The organism is Streptomyces sp. SCA2-17 (assembly GCF_044336695.1).
This window is the reverse complement of sequence record NZ_CP117521.1, coordinates 2,464,722-2,482,142: the sequence shown is the minus strand read 5'-3', so window position 1 is coordinate 2,482,142 and position 17,421 is coordinate 2,464,722. Positions and strand designations below refer to the sequence as shown.

Here is a 17,421-nt window from a genome sequence, read left to right as displayed (position 1 = left end):
GGGCAGGGGTTCGCCCGCGCGGCGGAGCCGTACGTACGGGTTCGCTCGCGCGGTGGAGCAGACGTACGGGGTTCCGCCCGGTCCGGCACCGCCGACTCCCGTACGTGGTGGTGGCTCGCCGTTGCGGCGGAAACGACGTGGCCGGGGCAGTCGCTGCCCGACCCGTACCCTGGGCGTATGAGTGACACCGCCCCCGAGGCCGCCGCGCAGCCCGCCCCGCGGCCGCGTAACCCCGCCGCCGCGCTGATCTTCGACGACCCGCTGGCGCAGCAGTCCTCGGACGACACCGACCGCGGCTGGGGCGACCGGCCGGCCGGCGGCGGGTCCGCCGCGGACCTCGCCCGCTTCCTGGACGAGAAGCCCCCGCACCACATCTGACGGCGGACACCCGCGCCGGAGGCGCCCGGCGCTACCGCTGCGCCGGCACCGTCTCCGAGCCCGGCTCCCGCCGCTGTTCCACGAGCGCGTCGCGGATCTGGGCGAGCAGCTCCAGCTCGGTCTCCTTGGCCGGGGCGGCCGGCTGCCGCGCCGCCTGCCGGTCCTGCCAGCGCTTCATGGGCAGCAGCATCAGGAAGTAGACGACCGCGGCCGTGATCAGGAAGGTCAGCGAGGCGCTGAGCACCGAGCCCCACTGGATGAAGACGCCCTTGGTGACCTCACCGGCCGCGTTCTTGACGCAGGGGCCCTTCAGGCAGGACGCGTAGTGATCGAGGTCCTTCGTGCCGAAGGCCCCCACCACGGGGTTGATCACGCCCTTGACCACCGAGTTCACGATGTTCGTGAACGCGGCGCCGATGACGACGGCGACGGCGAGGTCTATGACGTTGCCCCGCATGAGGAACGCCTTGAATCCGCCGAGGATCCCTGTCTTCGTCGTCGTCACCGCACAGCCCTTCTGCTCCTGTCTCCGGCCGAATGTCCCGGAACTTCCGGAATAGAGGATTCCACATCGGCCGGGGACGCCGTCGTCAAGGCAGTTCGATACCCAGGTCCCAGCCCTGGTGCGCGTCCGCGCACAGACAGTTCCGCTCCTTGGTCTCCGGCAGCGCCGTGACCGCCGCGAAGAGCACCTCGCGCAGCCGGCCCACGTTCTCCCCGAAGACCCGCATGACCTCGTCGTGCGAGACGCCCTCGCCGCTCTCGGCGCCCGCGTCCAGGTCCGTGACCAGCGCCATCGAGGTGTAGCAGAGCTCCAGCTCGCGGGCGAGGACGGCCTCGGGGTGCCCGGTCATGCCGACGACCGACCAGCCTTGCGCCGCGTGCCAGCGCGACTCGGCGCGCGTGGAGAAGCGCGGCCCCTCTATGACGACCATCGTGCCGCCGTCCACCACCGGCTCCCAGCCCTTGCCGCGCGCCACCGCGACCGCCACCGCGCGGCCGGTGGGGCAGTAGGGGTCGGCGAAGCTGGTGTGGACGACGTTGGGCACCCGGCCGTCGGGCAGCATCTCGCCGTCGAAGTAGGACTGCGCCCGCGCCTTCGTGCGGTCCACGAGCTGGTCCGGGACGACGAGCGTGCCCGGCCCGTACTGCGGCTGGAGCCCGCCGGTCGCGCACGGGGCGAGGACCTGGCGCACGCCGAGCGAGCGCAGGGCCCACAGGTTGGCCCGGTAGTTGATGCGGTGGGGCGGGAGGTGGTGGCCGCGGCCGTGGCGGGGGAGGAAGGCGACCCGGCGCCCGGCGAGCTCGCCGACGAAGACGGAGTCGCTCGGCGATCCGTACGGGGTCATCACCGTGACCTCGGTCACATCCTCCAGGAAGGAGTAGAAGCCCGACCCCCCGATGACGCCGATGTCCGCCCGTGCGCTCTGCATTTCGACCATGGACGTCACCCTAACGGCGGGTACCCGTACGCCACAGGGCCCTTCACCTCCGTCCGGGATCCGTAAGGGATCCGCAGGGAGGTGAAGGGCCCTGTGGGAAAGCGCGGGACGGCCTCAGGCGGCCGACGTGCCGGTGGCGGCGGGCGTCGACGAGGACGACTTCGACTCGCCGCTCTTCGCGGCCGGAGCCGCGGTCGAGGTGCTGGACGAGGACGACGACGGCTTCGCGGGCGAGCTGCTGGACGACGAGCCGCGGCTGTCGTTCCGGTAGAAGCCGGAGCCCTTGAAGACGATGCCGACCGCAGAGAAGACCTTCTTCAGGCGCCCCTCGCAGCTGGGGCACTCGGTCAAGGCGTCATCCGTGAACTTCTGCACCGCCTCGAGGCCCTCGCCGCACGCGGTGCACTGGTACTGGTAAGTCGGCACTTGCTCCTCCTGGCACTCTCACTCATTGAGTGCTAACGACGCTCCATAGTGCAGTATTCCGGTCCGTCAGTCCACCGATACCGGCTCACGGTGACCGACCCCACGTGCCGCGACGACCGACTCCGAGCGCGGGGTCAGCGCCTTCCGCAGCGTCAGCAGGACCAGCAGCGCGATCGCCGTACCGCCCAGCGGCACCAGGAAACCGGCGCTCGCGTCGTGGGCGTCGATCAGCCGGCCGCCCACGGTCGCACCGGCCGCCTGGCCGAGGCCGACGGAGCCGGTGAGCCACGTGAACGCCTCGGTACGGGCGCTCGCCGGGACCAGCTTCTCCACCAGCGTGTAGCCGGTGATCAGCGACGGTGCGATGCACAGGCCCACCAGCATGCCCAGGGCGCCCAGCAGCACCATGTGGTGCGCGGCCCACAGCGGGGTCGTGGCCAGCACCAGCAGCGGGAAGCCCAGCAGCAGGCGGCGCTGCGGGCTCAGCTTCCAGGCGATGATGCCGCAGGCGACGCCCGCGATCATGTTCCCGGCCGCGAAGGCGCCGTACATCAGGCCGTTGAGGCCCGGCTCGCCCATCTCCTTGGTGAAGGCCGTCATCGACACCTGCATGCCGCCGAAGACGGTGCCGATGCCCAGCATGACGACCGCCAGCACCCGCACGCCCGGCACGGACAGCGCGGAGACGCGCTCGCCCGCCCCGGCGGCGCCCGCGGCCCCGCGGCTCGCCTGCGGCTGCGTGCGCCGCTGCGAGGCGAACAGCAGACCGCCGGCCAGCGTCAGCACGGCCTCCGCGACGAGGCCGGCGGCCGGGTGGACGCCGGTGCACAGCGCCGTGGCCAGCACCGGGCCGATCACGAAGGTGAACTCGTCGGTGACGGACTCGAAGGCCGCGGCGGTGGACATGAGCGGCGAGCCGTCCAGCTTGGCGGCCCAGCGCGCCCGCACCATCGGGCCTATCTGCGGAGTCGAGGCACCGGCCGGGACGGCCGCCACCAGCAGCGCCCACAGGGGCGCGTCCGACAGCGCGAGCACCGTCAGCAGCGAGATCGCCGCCGCGTGCACGATGACGCCGGGGATCAGGACCGCGGCCTGGCCGAAGCGGTCCGCGAGCTTGCCGCCCTGCGGCGCGAACAGGGCCATCGCCACGCCCGCGGTCGCCGAGACGGTGCCCGCGGTGCCGTACGAGCCGGTGGTGTCGTTGACCAGCAGCAGGATGCCGATGGTCAGCATGGCGAACGGCTGCCGGGCCAGGAAGCCCGGCAGCAGGAACGTCCACGCGCCGGGGGTGCGCAGCAGCTGCCCGTATCCGGGCCGTTCGTTGACCGTGGATGCCACGGCCCAGGCCTTTCCGCCGCCTGGTAGCGCGCCACCGGGACGGCAAGCCGCCACGGAGCGCGCCGAGAGCTGTCCTCTCGCGCAGGACCGTGGTAGATGCCTTCCGGCCGCCTCGTGCGACCGCGGCCGCCGTGCGGTCGCGCCAGCCCTGCATCAGGCAGAGTTGGTTCGGTGTGAATCTGGGGAATCCTCCCGCGGGGAGCGGGAGTGAATGATTACTTCCTCTTTATCATACGGGGGCCCTTGGATATGCCTATGGCCTTCGTCACAGAGGGCCCCGCGGAGGCCTCCGCGCGCTCCTCACGGCCCCCCAGCCAGCCCGCCAGCTTGCCGCCCTCGCCGACCGCCCGCAGCCGCTTCTCGGTCGCGTCGCGCACCGGGTCCGTGGCCACCACCAGCAGCTCGTCGCCCAGCCGCAGCACCGTCGAGGGCCCGGGCACGAAGCTCTTGCCCTCCCGTACGACGAGCGTGACCGCCGCCCCGGCGGGCAGCCGCAGCTCCGAGACCTCGACGCCGTGCATGCGCGAGCCCTCCGGGATGGAGACCGACAGCAGGTGGCCGCGCAGCCGCTCCAGCGGCGCGGACTCGATGCCGAGGTCCTCCGGCGGCTCGTTCTCGCCCAGCCGCAGGTGCCGGGCCAGCCACGGCAGCGTCGGCCCCTGGACCAGCGTGTAGACGATCACCAGCACGAAGACGATGTTGAAGATCGTGCGGCTGTCCTCCACCCCGGCCACCATCGGGATGGTGGCCAGGACGATCGGCACGGCGCCGCGCAGCCCGGCCCACGACAGCAGCGCCTTCTCCTGCCAGGGGGTGCGGAAGGGCGCCGTGCTGAGGAAGACGGACACCGGCCGCGCGACCATCGTCAGGACCAGCCCCACGACCAGCGCGGGGATGATGTCGTCGCCCAGCTCGTGCGGGGTGACCAGCAGGCCCAGCAGGACGAACATGCCGATCTGGGCGATCCAGCCGAGCCCCTCGGCGAAGCCGCGGGTGGCCGGCCAGTGCGGCAGCTTGGCGTTGCCGAGGATCAGCGCCGCGAGGTAGACGGCGAGGAAGCCCGAGCCGTGCGCGAGGGCGCCGCCCGCGTAGGCGGCGGTGGCGATGGCCATCACGGCGATGGGATAGAGGCCGGAGGCGGGCAGGGCCACGTGCCGCAGCGTGTACGCGCCGAGGAAGCCGACGGCGAGGCCGACGGCGGCGCCGATCGCCAGCTCCAGGGCGATCTTCCCGAGGAGCAGGTACCAGTGCTCGACGGGCCCGGCCGCCGAGAAGGCGACGACGAGGATGACGACGGGGGCGTCGTTGAAGCCGGACTCCGCCTCAAGGACACCGGTGAGCCGGGACGGCAGGGGAACGTTGCGCAGGACGGAGAAGACGGCAGCCGCGTCCGTCGAGGACACCACCGCACCGATGATCAGGGCCTGCCGCCACTCGACGCCCGCCAGGTAGTGCGCGGCGGCGGCCGTGAGGCCCACGCTCACCGCGACACCGAAGGTGGACAGCACGGCCGCGGCGGGCAGCGCGGGTTTGATTTCGTGCCACTTCGTCCCGAGTCCGCCCTCGGCGAGGATGACGACCAGGGCGGCGTAGCCGATGACCTGGGTCAGCCCCACGTCATTGAAGGAGACGCCGATGCCGTCCTGGCCGATGGCGACCCCTATGCCGAGGTAGATGAGCAGGCTGGGCAGCCCGCTGCGCGAAGAGATGCGCACCGCCGCCACCGCGACGAGCAGCACGAGGGAGCAGATCAGCAGGAGTTCGTTGAGGTGGTGGACAGTCAGGGGCCAGGTCCCTTCACGCGCGCACCGGAGTGCGTGGTCGGTGCAATGGCGGAGCGCATTGCCATGGGCAGGGCCGGAACGTTCCTCCGGCCAGGCGGTAGTTCATTTCCTCATCTAATATTTTACGGGTTCTTAACGCGTTACGGGCGGGTGAGGGCGCCAAGAGGGATTGATGTCACTGCACGGTCCGGCATCCGCGTCCGGCCGCTCAGCGCCCTGCGCCTATGGTTGCTTCCAGCACTCCAGGACCACCCTGCCCCTCTAAGGACAGCGATGCCCTCCAACAAGACCGGCCCTTCCGGCAAGAAGAAGGGGCGCCGCGCCCGCCTGCTCGCGATCGTCGTCGTGCTGCTGCTCGTCGCGGGCATCGGCTACGGCGCGTACTGGAGCGTCAGCACCGTGCGCGCCTCCTTCCCGGAGACCAGCGGCACCCTCCAGCTCAAGGGTCTCAGCGGGGAGGTCAAGGTCAAGCGCGACGACCACGGCATCCCGCAGGTCTACGCGGACAACGCCGAGGATCTCTTCCGCGCCCAGGGCTTCGTGCAGGCGCAGGACCGGTTCTGGGAGATGGACGTCCGGCGCCACCTGACGGCGGGCCGCCTGTCCGAGATGTTCGGCGAGGACCAGGTCGAGACCGACGCGTTCGTCCGCACCATGGGCTGGCGGAAGGTCGCGCAGGAGGAGTACGACACCAAGCTGTCGGCCACCACCAAGAAGTACCTCCAGGCCTACTCCGACGGTGTCAACGCCTACCTCAAGGACCATCAGGGCAAGTCGCTGTCCGTCGAATACGCGGCCCTGGAGTTCCAGAACGACTACAAGCCCGAGCAGTGGACCCCCGTCGACTCGGTCGCCTGGCTCAAGGCCATGGCCTGGGACCTGCGCGGCAACGTGCAGGACGAGATCGACCGCTCCCTCGCCTCGACGCGGCTGAGCCCCCAGCAGATCGACCAGCTCTACCCGGCGTACCCGTACGACCGGAACAAGCCGGTCGTCGAGGGCGGCGGCATCGACCCGGCGACGAAGGAGTTCGACCCGAAGGCCGCGCCGTCGGCACCGGGCTCGACGACCGGTGAGCCGGGCGGGACCGGAGGGACCGGGCGGACCGGCGGAGCGCGTACGGGCAACCAGGGCAACGCCGGCACGCCGGGTACGCAGGGCGGTGCCAGCAACAACGGCAGCGCGGCCACCGGCGGGGGTGCCGGCGCGGCCGGCGGCCTGCACACCGGCCTGACGGCGCTGTCCAACACCCTCGACAAGATGCCCGCGCTGCTCGGCAAGTCCGGCAACGGCCTCGGCTCCAACGCGTGGGTCGTCTCCGGCCAGTACACGACGACCGGCAAGCCGCTGCTCGCCAACGACCCGCACCTCGCGCCGCAGATGCCCTCGCTCTGGTACCAGATGGGCCTGCACTGCACCAAGACCGGCCCGTCCTGCCCGTTCGACGCCGCCGGCTACACCTTCGCCGGCGTGCCCGGCGTCGTCATCGGCCACAACCAGGACATCGCCTGGGGCATGACCAAGATGGGGGCGGACGTCTCCGACCTCTACCTGGAGAAGGTCACCTCCGGCAGCTACCTCTACGACAACAAGCAGGTCCCCTTCGCCACCCGCAAGGAGACCATCAAGGTCGCCGGCGGTGACACCCGCACCATCACCGTCCGCTCCACCCGCAACGGCCCCGTCGTCTCCGACCGCAACAGCGAGCTGGGCAAGGTCGGCCAGGACGCCCCCGTGAAGGACCCGGCGCCGGACCGCGCCGAGGGCTACGCCGTCTCCCTGCGCTGGACCGCGCTCGAAGCCGGCCGCACGATGGACGCGCTGCTCGACATCAACCGCGCCACCGACTTCCCGTCCTTCCGCAAGGCCGCGGCGGGCTTCGACGTCCCCTCGCAGAACCTGCTCTACGCCGACACCAAGGGCAACATCGGCTACCAGGCCCCCGGCCGCATCCCCGTCCGCAAGGGCGACGGCCGCATGCCCGCGCCCGGCTGGGACCCCGCCTACCAGTGGACCGGCTACCTCAAGCCGGGCGAGCTGCCCTGGGAGCTCAACCCCAAGCGCGGCTACATCGTCACCGCCAACCAGCCGGTCACCGACAAGAAGTACCCCTACTCCCTCACCGGTGACTGGGGCTACGGCGCCCGCAGCAAGCGCATCGACGACCTGATCCAGTCGAAGACCAAGGACGGCGGCAAGATCTCGACGGACGACATGCAGAAGATGCAGATGGACAACAGCAGCGAGATCGCCAAGCTGCTCACGCCCTACCTGCTGAAGATCGACGTCAAGGGCTCCAACGAGCGCGAGACGAAGTACGTCCGCGAGGCCCAGAAGCTCCTGGAGGGCTGGGACTACAACCAGGAGGCCGACTCGGCCGCCGCCGCGTACTTCAACGCCGTCTGGCGCAACACCCTCAAGCTCGCTTTCGGCAACAAGCTCCCCAAGGAACTGCGCGTCAAGGGCCAGTGCCTGCGGGTGCGCCCGGCCAACGACGCCGGCCCGCAGGAGGACCTCGACGGCAACGCCCGCCTGGTGCGCGAGTGTGGCGAGCGCGAGCCCGACGCCGCGCAGCCGGACGGCGGCGACCGCTGGTTCGAGGTCGTCCGCTCCATCCTCGACAAGCCCGGCGACGACTGGTGGAAGACCAGCGGCACCCGCGCCAACCCTGGCGCCGCCAACCGTGACGAGCTGCTGGCCCGCGCCATGAAGGACGCCCGCTGGGAGCTGACCTCCAAGCTCGGCAAGGACGTCAACTCCTGGAGCTGGGGCCGCCTCCACCAGCTCAACCTGAAGAACCAGACCCTCGGCAAGGACGGCCCCGGCATCGTCCGGTGGATGCTCAACCGCGGCCCGTGGAACCTGGCCGGCGGCGAGGCCGCGGTCAACGCGGCGGGCTGGAACGCGGCGGGCGGCTACGAGGTGACCCGGGTCCCGTCCATGCGGATGGTCGTCAACCTCGCCGACCTCGACAAGTCCCGGTGGATCAACCTCACCGGCGCGTCCGGGCACGCGTACAACGCGCACTACTACGACCAGACGGACAAGTGGGCCAAGGGCGAGCTCCTGCCGTGGGCTTTCAGCCCGGATGCGGTGAAGAAGGGCACGGACGCGGAGCTGACCTTGAAGCCGTAAGGCTTGTGGCCGGTGTCCCGGACGGGCTGGTTTTGCTGAGACCTCAGCAAAACCAGCCCGTCCGGCGTTTGAGGACGAGCGCGTCAGCGCGAAAAACGCCGCACGCCGGACGGCGTCACCACCGCGTCCACGGGACGATCGTGCGCCTCTGCCGGGACTTCGGCGATCACCTCGCTGTCGTACAGCAGGACAACCCGCACCGGGGCGGCCCCGGACGCGGCCAGCCGCGCCAGCACCCGGTCGTACGACCCCCCGCCGCGGCCGAGCCGCATCCCCCGCCCGTCCACGGCCAGCCCGGGCAGCAGCACCGCGTCCGCGGACGTCACGGCCTCCGGCCCGAGCCGGGGGCCGTCGGGCTCCAGAAGCCCCCGCCCGGCCCGTACGAGACGGTCCGGGCCCCCGTACACCGCCCAGTCGAGATCGTTGTCCTCCAGGAGCACGGGAAGCAGCACCCGTACCCCCCGCCGGCGGAGCGCCTCCAGGAGCGCGCGCGTGCCCGGCTCGCGCCCCACAGACACGTAGGCCGCCACCGTTCCCGCCTCCGCGAGCTCCGGGAGCTCCAGGGCGCGGCGGGCCAGCGCGTCGCCCGTCACGACCACGTCATCCGTGGTCAACGCGGATCTCACCGCCAGGAGATCCCGCCGCAACTCAGCCTTCGTACCGTCGTACTTGATCACTGTGCGTACAAACTCCTTGCGTGGGGGCATACTCGGTGGAGCCTCATCTTCCGCTCAATCTCAACGGATAGTGTTCGGCCCATGACTCATTCGCGTCCTCGGATCAGCAAGGCTGTCATCCCCGCAGCCGGTCTCGGCACCCGGTTTCTGCCTGCCACCAAGGCCACGCCCAAGGAGATGCTGCCGGTCGTCGACAAGCCGGCGATCCAGTACGTGGTGGAGGAGGCCGTCCTCGCCGGACTCTCGGATGTCCTGATGATCACAGGGCGTAACAAGCGCCCGCTGGAGGACCACTTCGACCGCAACTACGAGCTGGAGGAGGCGCTGCGCCGCAAGGGCGACGAGTCGCGGCTGGCGCGCGTCCAGGAGTCCAGCGACCTGGCGACGATGCACTACGTCCGCCAGGGCGACCCCCGGGGCCTCGGCCACGCCGTCCTGTGCGCCGCCCCGCACGTCGGGAACGAGCCCTTCGCCGTCCTCCTCGGCGACGACCTGATCGACATCCGGGACCCGCTGCTGTCCCACATGGTCGCGATCCAGCGCAAGCACGGCGGCAGCGTGATCGCGCTGATGGAGGTCGAGCGCGCCCAGATCGGGATGTACGGCTGCGCGGCCGTGAAGCCGACCGACGCCGAGGGTGTGGTGCAGGTCACGGGCCTCGTCGAGAAGCCCGAACCGTCCGAGGCGCCCAGCAATTACGCGGTGATCGGCCGGTACGTCCTCGATCCGGCCGTCTTCGACGTGCTGCGCGAGACCCCGCCCGGCCGCGGCGGGGAGATCCAGCTCACGGACGCCCTCCAGGCGCTGGCCGCCGAGCCCGGCCTCGGCGGGCCCGTGCACGGCGTGATCTTCAAGGGCCGCCGCTACGACACCGGTGACCGCGGCGACTACCTCCGCGCCATTGTCAGACTGGCCTGCGAGCGCGAAGATCTTGGTCCGGACTTCCGCGCCTGGCTCCGTCGCTATGTGACCGAGGAGATGTAGCCCCTTGAGCAGCACCGCCGACACGGCAGCCGCCGGCCCGCGCCCCGGCCCCGCCCCCGCCGAGAGGGACAAGCGGGACGAGCGGGATGAGCCGGGCCGCCTGTGGACGGTGGACGAGCACCTCGCCGACATCCTGGCGAAGGTCCGGCCCCTGGAGCCGATCGAGCTCCAGCTGCCCGAGGCCCAGGGGTGCGTCCTGGTCGAGGACGTCACCGTCCCGGCCGCCCTCCCGCCCTTCGACAACAGCTCCATGGACGGCTACGCGGTCCGCACGACCGACGTCGAGGGCGCCACGGAGGAGTTCCCGGCGGTCCTCACCGTCATCGGCGACGTCGCGGCGGGCAGCGGCACACCGCCCACGGTCGGCCCCGGCGAGGCCGCCCGGATCATGACCGGTGCCCCGCTGCCGCCCGGCGCCGAGGCCGTCGTTCCCGTCGAGTGGACGGACGGCGGCGCGGGCGCCGGCCCCGCCGCCGCCATGGCCGCCCACAGCGCCGTCCCCGAGCGCTCGGGCGGCGAGGTCCGCATCCACCGTCCCGTGGCCGCCCGCGCCCACGTCCGGGCCCGCGGCAGCGACGCCTGTACGGGCGAGCTCGCGCTCGCCGCCGGGACCGTCCTCGGCCCGGCCCAGATCGGGCTGCTCGCGGCCATCGGGCGCGCCACGGTCCTGGTGCGGCCGCGCCCGCGCGTGGTGGTCATGTCCACCGGCAGCGAGCTCGTCCAGCCCGGCGAGGAGCTCGCGCCCGGCCGGATCCACGACTCCAACAGCTACGTCCTCTCCGCCTGCGCGCGGGACGCCGGGGCCATCGCGTACCGCGTCGGCGCCGTCGACGACGACGCCGCGACCCTGCGCGCGACCCTGGAGGACCAGCTCATCCGCGCCGACGCCGTCGTCACCAGCGGCGGCGTCAGCGTCGGCGCGTACGACGTGGTCAAGGAGACGCTGTCCGGGCTGGCGGGCGAGGAGGGCAGCGTCGCGTTCCGGGCGCTGGCCATGCAGCCCGGCAAGCCGCAGGGCTTCGGGCGGATCGGCCCCGACCGGGTGCCGCTCTTCGCCCTCCCGGGCAACCCCGTCAGCTGCTACGTCTCCTTCGAGCTCTTCGTCCGCCCCGCCCTGCGGGCGCTCATGGGGCTCGAACCGGTCGACCGCACCACCGTCCGCGCCGTGTGCACCGACGCCGTCACGTCCTCGCCGGCGGGCCGCCGCCAGTTCCTGCGCGCGCGGTACGAGGCGGGCGACGGCACGGTCTCGCTCGTGGGCGGCGCGGGCTCGCACCTGGTGAAGGCCCTTGCGCAGGCCGACGCGCTCGTCGTCGTCCCGGAGGCGGTCACGGCGCTGGAGGCGGGCACGGAGGTCGACGTCATCCCGCTGGGCTGACCTCTCCTGCCCGCCCCGCGCCGGGGCGCTGCCGGTACGGTGTCTGCCCACACAGGACCCGGACCAGGAGAAGCATGAGCAGCGCCGCCGCCCAGGACCCGCCCGAGCCCTTCCGCCTCACCCACCTCGACAGTGCGGGAGCGGCCCGGATGGTCGACGTCTCGGCCAAGGAGGTCACCGCGCGCACGGCCCGCGCCGCCGGCCGCGTCCTTGTCTCGCCGCGCGTCGTGGAGCTCCTCCGCGGCGAGGGCGTGCCCAAGGGCGATGCCCTCGCCACGGCCCGCATCGCCGGCATCATGGCCGCCAAGCGCACTCCCGACCTGATCCCGCTCTGCCACCCCCTGGCGCTCTCGGGCGTGAAGGTCGAGCTGACGGTCACCGACGACGCCGTCGAGATCACCGCCACCGTGAAGACGACGGACCGCACGGGCGTGGAGATGGAGGCCATGACCGCGGTGAGCGCGGCGGCCCTGACGGTCGTGGACATGGTGAAGGCCGTCGACAAGGGCGCGGTGATCACGGACATCAGGGTGGAGGAGAAGACGGGCGGGAAGTCGGGCGACTGGAGCCGGTCATGAAGGCGCCCATGAGGGCGCTGGTCGTCACGGCGTCGAACCGCGCCGCCGCGGGCGTCTACGAGGACAAGGGCGGCCCCCTCCTCGCCGCCGGCCTCACGGCCATGGGGTTCGCTGTGGACGGGCCCGTCGTCGTGCCCGACGGGGAGCCCGTCGCGGCGGCCCTGCGGGACGGGGTCGCCGCCGCCTACGACGTGATCGTCACCACCGGCGGCACCGGCCTGTCCCCGACCGACCGCACGCCCGAGGCGACCCGCCCCCTCCTCGACCGCGAGGTCTCCGGCATCGCCGAGGCCGTCCGCGCCGAGGGCCTGGCGAAGGTGCCCACGGCCGCGCTCTCCCGCGGCCTGGCCGGGCTGGCCGGCCGGACGCTGATCGTGAACCTGCCCGGATCGACGGGCGGCGTCCGCGACGGCCTCGCCGTGCTGGGCCGGCTGCTGGTCCACGCGGTGGAGCAGGTCCGCGGGGGCGACCACCCGAGACCGGGGGGCCCGCACTGAACGCCGGCTGGCCGGCCGAGCCGGCGGACGGGGACGTCGTCCTGCGGCCCATCCGGATGCGCGACCAGCACGCGTGGCGCGAGGTCAACCGGCGCAACCGCGACTGGCTGCGGCCCTGGGAGGCCACGATCCCGCCGCCCCCGCCGGGCGGCCCGGTCACGCACCGCCCCACGTACCGGCAGATGGTGCGGCACCTGCGGGCCGAGGCGCACGCGGGGCGCATGCTGCCGTTCGTCATCGAGTACCAGGGCCGGCTGGCCGGGCAGCTGACCGTGGCGGGGATCACGTGGGGCTCGATGTGCTCGGCCCACATCGGCTACTGGGTGGACGAGGCCGTCGCGGGCCGCGGCGTGATGCCGACCGCGGTCGCGCTCGCGGTGGACCACTGCTTCCGCTCCGTCGGCCTGCACCGCGTGGAGGTCTGCATCCGGCCGGAGAACCTCCCCAGCCGCCGCGTCGTGGAGAAGCTGGGCTTCCGGGAGGAGGGGCTGCGGCCCCGCTACCTCCACATCGACGGCGCCTGGCGCGACCACCTGGTCTACGCACTGACGGCCGAGGAGGTCCCGGAGGGGCTCTTGCAGCGCTGGCACCGGTCCCGCCCCGGCACCCCTCAGAAATAGAATAGATATTCGAAAGTGACCGTCAATGGACGGTATTCGAGTGGACTCGGTCCCAACAATCACAAAAAAAGTTCGAGATATCAGCCGGATCGTGCGACACACCGGGCCAATTGGCGGAATCCCCTGCGCGTACCCCTCTACGGTGTGAAGTGTGAGCAGCAGCGGCCTCATCTACGCAGTCATCGTCGGGGCCTGGGCCGCCTACTTGGTGCCGATGTGGCTCCGTAGGCAGGACGAGCTCAATGAAGCCCGTCCGACGGAACGCTTCAGCACCGCCATCCGGCTCTTGTCCGGACGGGCGGGGATGGAGCGCCGTTACGCCAAGGACCTGGAAGTGCGCGCCGCCGACGACGCGCCGGTCTCAAGCGACCCCGCGGAGCCGGCGGCCCGCGGGCCCGAGCCGGAAGCGCCGACCGAAATGGTCGACGTCCGGCCCTTCGGCATGCCCGGGGGTGTGCCCGGAGCGGGCGGCGGAGCCCCGGCGGAAGCGCCGGCCCCGGCGGGCCCGCCGGCGGGCCACGCAGGCTCCCCGGGCGCCCAGGGAGCCGCGGGGGAGCGTGCCGGGTCCTCCGCGACCCCGGCGGCCGCCGCCGCCCGCGCCCGGCGCACGAAGGTCCTCGCGCGCCGGCGCCGCACCACGGTCGTCCTCTTCCTGGCCTTCACCCTGGGCGCGGTCGTCGCCGGCGTCGGCGGGCTGGCGTTCCTGTGGGTGCCGGCCGTCCCGGCGGGGCTGCTCAGCGCCTACATCGTCTACCTGCGGATGCAGGAGCGGCGGCGCTTCGCCTTCACCATGGACCAGCGGCGCGCCGAACTGGCCGCCCAGCGCCTTCGCGAGGGCCGCGTCCGCCCTCGCCAGGCGGCGGACCCCCACGCCGCCGCCGACCCCGTTGACACCGTCGCCCACCCGGCGCCCCCCGCCGACCACTCGGTCGAGCCGTCGCCCGCGGCGGGCCGCCGCGCCCTCGTGGAGCAGACGGACCACGCGGAGTGGGTCGACCAGCAGCGCGACCGCGGCGCGGCCGAGAGCTGGGACCCGGTCCCCGTCCCCCTGCCCACGTACGTCACCGCGCCCGTCGCCCCGCGCGCCGGCGACAACGTCGACCTGGGCGCCCCCGACACCTGGAGCTCCGCCCGCTCCTCCACCGCCGACCCGGCCGCGGACCGCGCCCGCGCCGCCGCGGAGGAGCGCCGCCCCTCCCGCCCCCGCCGCCGCACCCGCGAGGGCGGCCGCACCCCCCTCTTCGACCAGTACGCCGACGACGACCGCCCCCGCGCCGCCAACGAGTGATCCATGCCACTCCACCCGCCCCGGCCGCCTGACCAGCGGGGAGCGGATTACCGAGCACCCGGATGGAGCTGCTAGAGTTTCACTCGTTGCAAGGGCCTGTGGCGCAGTCCGGTAGCGCACCTCGTTCGCATCGAGGGGGTCAGGGGTTCGAATCCCCTCAGGTCCACAGCAATGGATCCCGTCCGATCTGATAGATCGGGCGGGATCTTTTTATGTTCCCCTGCGGGCGCCGCAGTTGTGCGGCCGGGGCCGGGGTCGCTGCGCTCGCTGCGGTCAGAGTTTGCGGGCCACCTTCCGTGCCACCTTCACCACGTCTCCCGATGGCTTTGTCCTGAGGGTGGGGTGGTGGTGGAGCCAGTCTTCTTCCAGGGCGTACCAGTCGATGGGCTTCGGTTTGCGGCGAGTGGTCAGGGCCGCGTCCAGTTCCGTGAAGTAGGCCGTCCAGCGCTTGCGGTAGAGGCCGCCGACCAGGCCCGACCACTCGCGGTTGGCGTAGTCGTGGAGCTTGCCGGTGTCGGCGGAGGCGCGGGGGCCCCAGGTGGTGAGGAGGGTGAGGGCGTCCTGTTCGAGGCGGTCGCGTTCGGCTTCCGAGGAGCCCCAGGCGCGGGCGGCGGCCGTCCAGTGGCTGAGCAGGTGGCGTTCGTCGGTGGCGACGGTCTCTTCCAGGAGGGTCATCCAGTCGAGCCACTGGCGGGTCAGGTCGCGCAGGCGGGCCCGGTCGCCCGCCTCGTAGGCCGCCTTGATCCGGGGGAGGAGGATGCGGCTGCGCTGGGAGATGGACTGGCGGGTGACGTCCAGGAGGTCGTAGCGGTAGGCCGGGCTGGCGCGCAGGGCCGGGGCCACCGCCAGGAGTTCGGGGAGGGCTTTGTCGAAGGCGTCCGGGTCGTAGCGCAGTTGGCGCGGTGACCAGTTGGCGGCGTGGGTGACGGCCAGGTCGGGGCGGGCGCCGAAGAGGCCGTCGGCGGCCTCGCTCCAGCCGTCCTCGCGGGTCGTGCCGTAGGCGGTGCGGCGCAGGACGTCCCAGGCGCGGACGGCGTGCGGGTCGGCGGCGCCGTAGCGGTAGCGGGGCCACTGCCGGAACCAGTCCTCCAGGTCGATCCGGCCGTCGGTCCAGGCCAGGTCGCTGAAGAGGGCGAACGCCGCGGGGTTGTTGTCGGCGGCCTCGGGCATCAGGGCGATGCCCTTGAGCGCGCTGCCGGGTTTGGTGCGCCAGTCCTCGTAGAGCTTCGCCCAGTCGCGGGTGTTGGCGCCCATGGCGGTGTGCCCGCCGAAGTTCCAGATCGAGCCGAAGGCGTACGGGGTGCCGCCCCAGTCGTCCTCGCGGTCGGTGACCTTCGGGTAGTGGTCGGGGACGCCGTCCAGGACGAGCATCCGGCGGCGGTCGACGGCGTCGAGGATGGCGCGGCGCGGGTTCTCCTGCCAGCCGAGGATGGCCCAGGTGGCGTGCGGGTGGGCGGCGCGCAGGGCCTTCTCGACGGCGCGGGCGGCGTCGGCGACGGGCACGTCGCCGGGCTTTCCGCCCTCGTGCAGCAGGTCCATCTTGTACATGGACGTGGCGCCGTAGAGCTCCTTCTGGACCCGGTAGAACGTGGCCGCGACGCGGCGGAAGTGCGCGGTGCGCGGGTCGAGCCAGTCGGGCCGGCGGAAGCCGCCCCAGGTGCCCTGCGGGACGGTGCGGGCACCGGGGTTGTGCTGGGCGAAGCCGGGCGGGACGGTGCCGTAGTAGCCGGGGAGGACCGGGGTCATGCCCAGTTCGCGGAGCCGGCCGACGATTTTCTGCGCGAGGGCCGTGCGGCGCTTCAGGAGCTCCGCCGACAGCGGGCCGCCGTAGCCCTCCATGTTCTGGAGCAGCCACCACGGCTGGTGCGCCGGGCCCGGCAGCCACGCGCGCAGCTCGGCGTCGCCGTAGCCGTGTTCGCGGAACGTGCGGTGGTAGACCGCGTCCGCGCCCGCGTAGACCAGCACCTCGTTGAAGCCGTGCAGCGCCAGCACGTCGATTTCGCGCTGCCAGTAGTCCCAGCCGTTGTACGGGCCGGTGTAGCCGTCGCTGGTGTCGTTGAGGACGAAGCGGTGGGGGACGTTCGCCGCCCTGACGACGGGGGTGCGGACGCCGGGGAGGCGGGCGGGCAGGGCGGCGGTCTGCGCGCCGTTCCAGGAGAAGTGGGCGTGGGCGACGTGCCTGAGGTACCAGTGGAAGCCCGTGAGCTGCACGGCGGGCGTCGTCCCCGACACCTCCAGCGCGCCCTCCCGCCCGGACACCCGGAAGGCGTCCGCGCCGCCCTTGCGCGGCACCGTGCGGAAGGTGACCTGCCGGTGGTGGCGGGGCAGCAACCGGGCGAGGGCGGCCGCGGCCGCTCCCGCGGCTCCGGCCGCCGCACCCTCCGCGTCCGGGAGGCCGGCCGCGGCGCTCCCGTCCCCGGCGGAGACCACGGCGTCGAAGTCGGAGGAGGCGGAGGAGGCGGCGGAGCCGGAAGAGGCGGAGGAGGCCGCGGAGCCTGCCGCGCCGGAGCCCCCGTCCGGGCCGCCCGGCCCGCCGGCGCTCCCCCGCCCGGCCGCCGCGGCCACCCCGGGCACCGTCCCCAGAGCCGCCGCCCCCGCAAGGGCACCCAGGAGCCTGCGACGGGCCATGTACATGAGTGACCTCCACCGTGACGAGCGCGATGCCCCTGCGACAGGAGCGAGGCAGGAGTGAACGGACCGGACCACTGGGGCGCTTTACACGCATTAGGCGCGGCGATCCTACGAGCAGATGAGCGCCACGCCGCAAGGACGCGGGCGCCGAACCAGCCACGCCGGTTACATTTGGCACGAATGGCCCCATCGGAACGCCCGGCCTGCTAGGCGCCACCGCTCCGGCCACCGGCCGCCGGCCCCGCCGGCCCGACCCGAGGAACCG

15 protein-coding genes and 1 tRNA gene are annotated in these 17,421 nt (G+C 72.6%); 9 read left to right on the top strand and 7 right to left on the bottom strand.

The genetic code is table 11. The annotated features are described in order from the left end of the window. Positions 1 to 177 precede the first annotated feature (177 nt). Complete coding sequence (locus PS271_RS10975) at positions 178 to 378, top strand: hypothetical protein (protein ID WP_398381771.1); 201 nt, start codon at positions 178 to 180, stop codon at positions 376 to 378. Positions 379 to 409: 31 nt separating this feature from the next. On the opposite strand, the gene mscL is transcribed toward PS271_RS10975, so the two are convergent. From mscL to PS271_RS10950, 5 genes are all read right to left on the bottom strand, one after another. Then, complete coding sequence (gene mscL / locus PS271_RS10970; protein ID WP_120756694.1) at positions 410 to 883, bottom strand: large conductance mechanosensitive channel protein MscL; 474 nt, start codon at positions 881 to 883, stop codon at positions 410 to 412. An 85-nt stretch (positions 884 to 968) separates the two neighbouring features. After that, positions 969 to 1,820, bottom strand: coding sequence for an S-methyl-5'-thioadenosine phosphorylase (locus PS271_RS10965; protein ID WP_398381770.1), 852 nt, complete (start codon positions 1,818 to 1,820; stop codon positions 969 to 971). A 114-nt stretch (positions 1,821 to 1,934) separates the two neighbouring features. Further along, positions 1,935 to 2,246 carry an FmdB family zinc ribbon protein gene (locus tag PS271_RS10960; RefSeq protein WP_398381769.1) on the bottom strand — a complete coding sequence of 104 codons (312 nt, stop codon included), beginning with the start codon at positions 2,244 to 2,246 and terminating at the stop codon, positions 1,935 to 1,937. 66 nt (positions 2,247 to 2,312) lie between these two features. Beyond that, complete coding sequence (locus PS271_RS10955) at positions 2,313 to 3,584, bottom strand: MFS transporter (protein WP_398381768.1); 1,272 nt, start codon at positions 3,582 to 3,584, stop codon at positions 2,313 to 2,315. 215 nt (positions 3,585 to 3,799) lie between these two features. Then, positions 3,800 to 5,323 (bottom strand): potassium/proton antiporter, encoded by a 1,524-nt coding sequence (locus PS271_RS10950; protein ID WP_398381767.1) that lies wholly within the window; start codon positions 5,321 to 5,323, stop codon positions 3,800 to 3,802. 318 nt (positions 5,324 to 5,641) lie between these two features. Here PS271_RS10950 and PS271_RS10945 point away from each other — a divergent pair, with 318 nt between their 5' ends. After that, positions 5,642 to 8,503, top strand: a complete 2,862-nt coding sequence (locus PS271_RS10945; RefSeq protein ID WP_398381766.1) for a penicillin acylase family protein — start codon at positions 5,642 to 5,644, stop codon at positions 8,501 to 8,503. An 83-nt stretch (positions 8,504 to 8,586) separates the two neighbouring features. Here the strand turns inward: PS271_RS10945 and PS271_RS10940 are convergent, their stop codons facing one another. Next, entirely contained in the window at positions 8,587 to 9,210 is a 624-nt protein-coding gene (locus PS271_RS10940; protein ID WP_398381765.1) for a 5-formyltetrahydrofolate cyclo-ligase, read from the bottom strand. Between the two features lie 51 nt (positions 9,211 to 9,261). On the opposite strand from PS271_RS10940, the gene galU reads away from it, so the two are divergent. The 7 genes from galU (at position 9,262) to PS271_RS10905 (ending at position 14,691) form a co-directional block, all read left to right on the top strand. Beyond that, positions 9,262 to 10,164, top strand: coding sequence for a UTP--glucose-1-phosphate uridylyltransferase GalU (gene galU / locus PS271_RS10935; RefSeq protein WP_398381764.1), 903 nt, complete (start codon positions 9,262 to 9,264; stop codon positions 10,162 to 10,164). A gap of 100 nt (positions 10,165 to 10,264) precedes the next feature. After that, positions 10,265 to 11,542 (top strand): molybdotransferase-like divisome protein Glp, encoded by a 1,278-nt coding sequence (glp, locus tag PS271_RS10930; RefSeq protein ID WP_398386802.1) that lies wholly within the window; start codon positions 10,265 to 10,267, stop codon positions 11,540 to 11,542. Between the two features lie 74 nt (positions 11,543 to 11,616). Beyond that, the gene (gene moaC / locus PS271_RS10925; protein ID WP_398381763.1) at positions 11,617 to 12,120 is read left to right on the top strand and encodes a cyclic pyranopterin monophosphate synthase MoaC; all 504 of its coding nucleotides are present in this window, start codon (positions 11,617 to 11,619) and stop codon (positions 12,118 to 12,120) included. Beyond that, complete coding sequence (locus PS271_RS10920; RefSeq protein ID WP_398381762.1) at positions 12,117 to 12,617, top strand: MogA/MoaB family molybdenum cofactor biosynthesis protein; 501 nt, start codon at positions 12,117 to 12,119, stop codon at positions 12,615 to 12,617. Before moaC ends, PS271_RS10920 begins: the two co-directional genes overlap by 4 nt. Before the next feature lie 56 nt (positions 12,618 to 12,673). After that, the gene (locus tag PS271_RS10915) at positions 12,674 to 13,237 is read left to right on the top strand and encodes a GNAT family N-acetyltransferase (RefSeq protein WP_398381761.1); all 564 of its coding nucleotides are present in this window, start codon (positions 12,674 to 12,676) and stop codon (positions 13,235 to 13,237) included. A 151-nt stretch (positions 13,238 to 13,388) separates the two neighbouring features. Beyond that, positions 13,389 to 14,525: a divisome protein SepX/GlpR gene (gene sepX, locus PS271_RS10910; RefSeq protein WP_398381760.1), complete on the top strand. Its 1,137-nt coding sequence runs from the start codon at positions 13,389 to 13,391 to the stop codon at positions 14,523 to 14,525. Positions 14,526 to 14,617: 92 nt separating this feature from the next. Further along, positions 14,618 to 14,691, top strand: a tRNA-Ala gene (locus tag PS271_RS10905). Between the two features lie 107 nt (positions 14,692 to 14,798). Here the strand turns inward: PS271_RS10905 and PS271_RS10900 are convergent. Then, complete coding sequence (locus PS271_RS10900) at positions 14,799 to 17,159, bottom strand: alpha-N-acetylglucosaminidase (RefSeq protein ID WP_398381759.1); 2,361 nt, start codon at positions 17,157 to 17,159, stop codon at positions 14,799 to 14,801. Between the last annotated feature and the right edge of the window lie 262 nt (positions 17,160 to 17,421).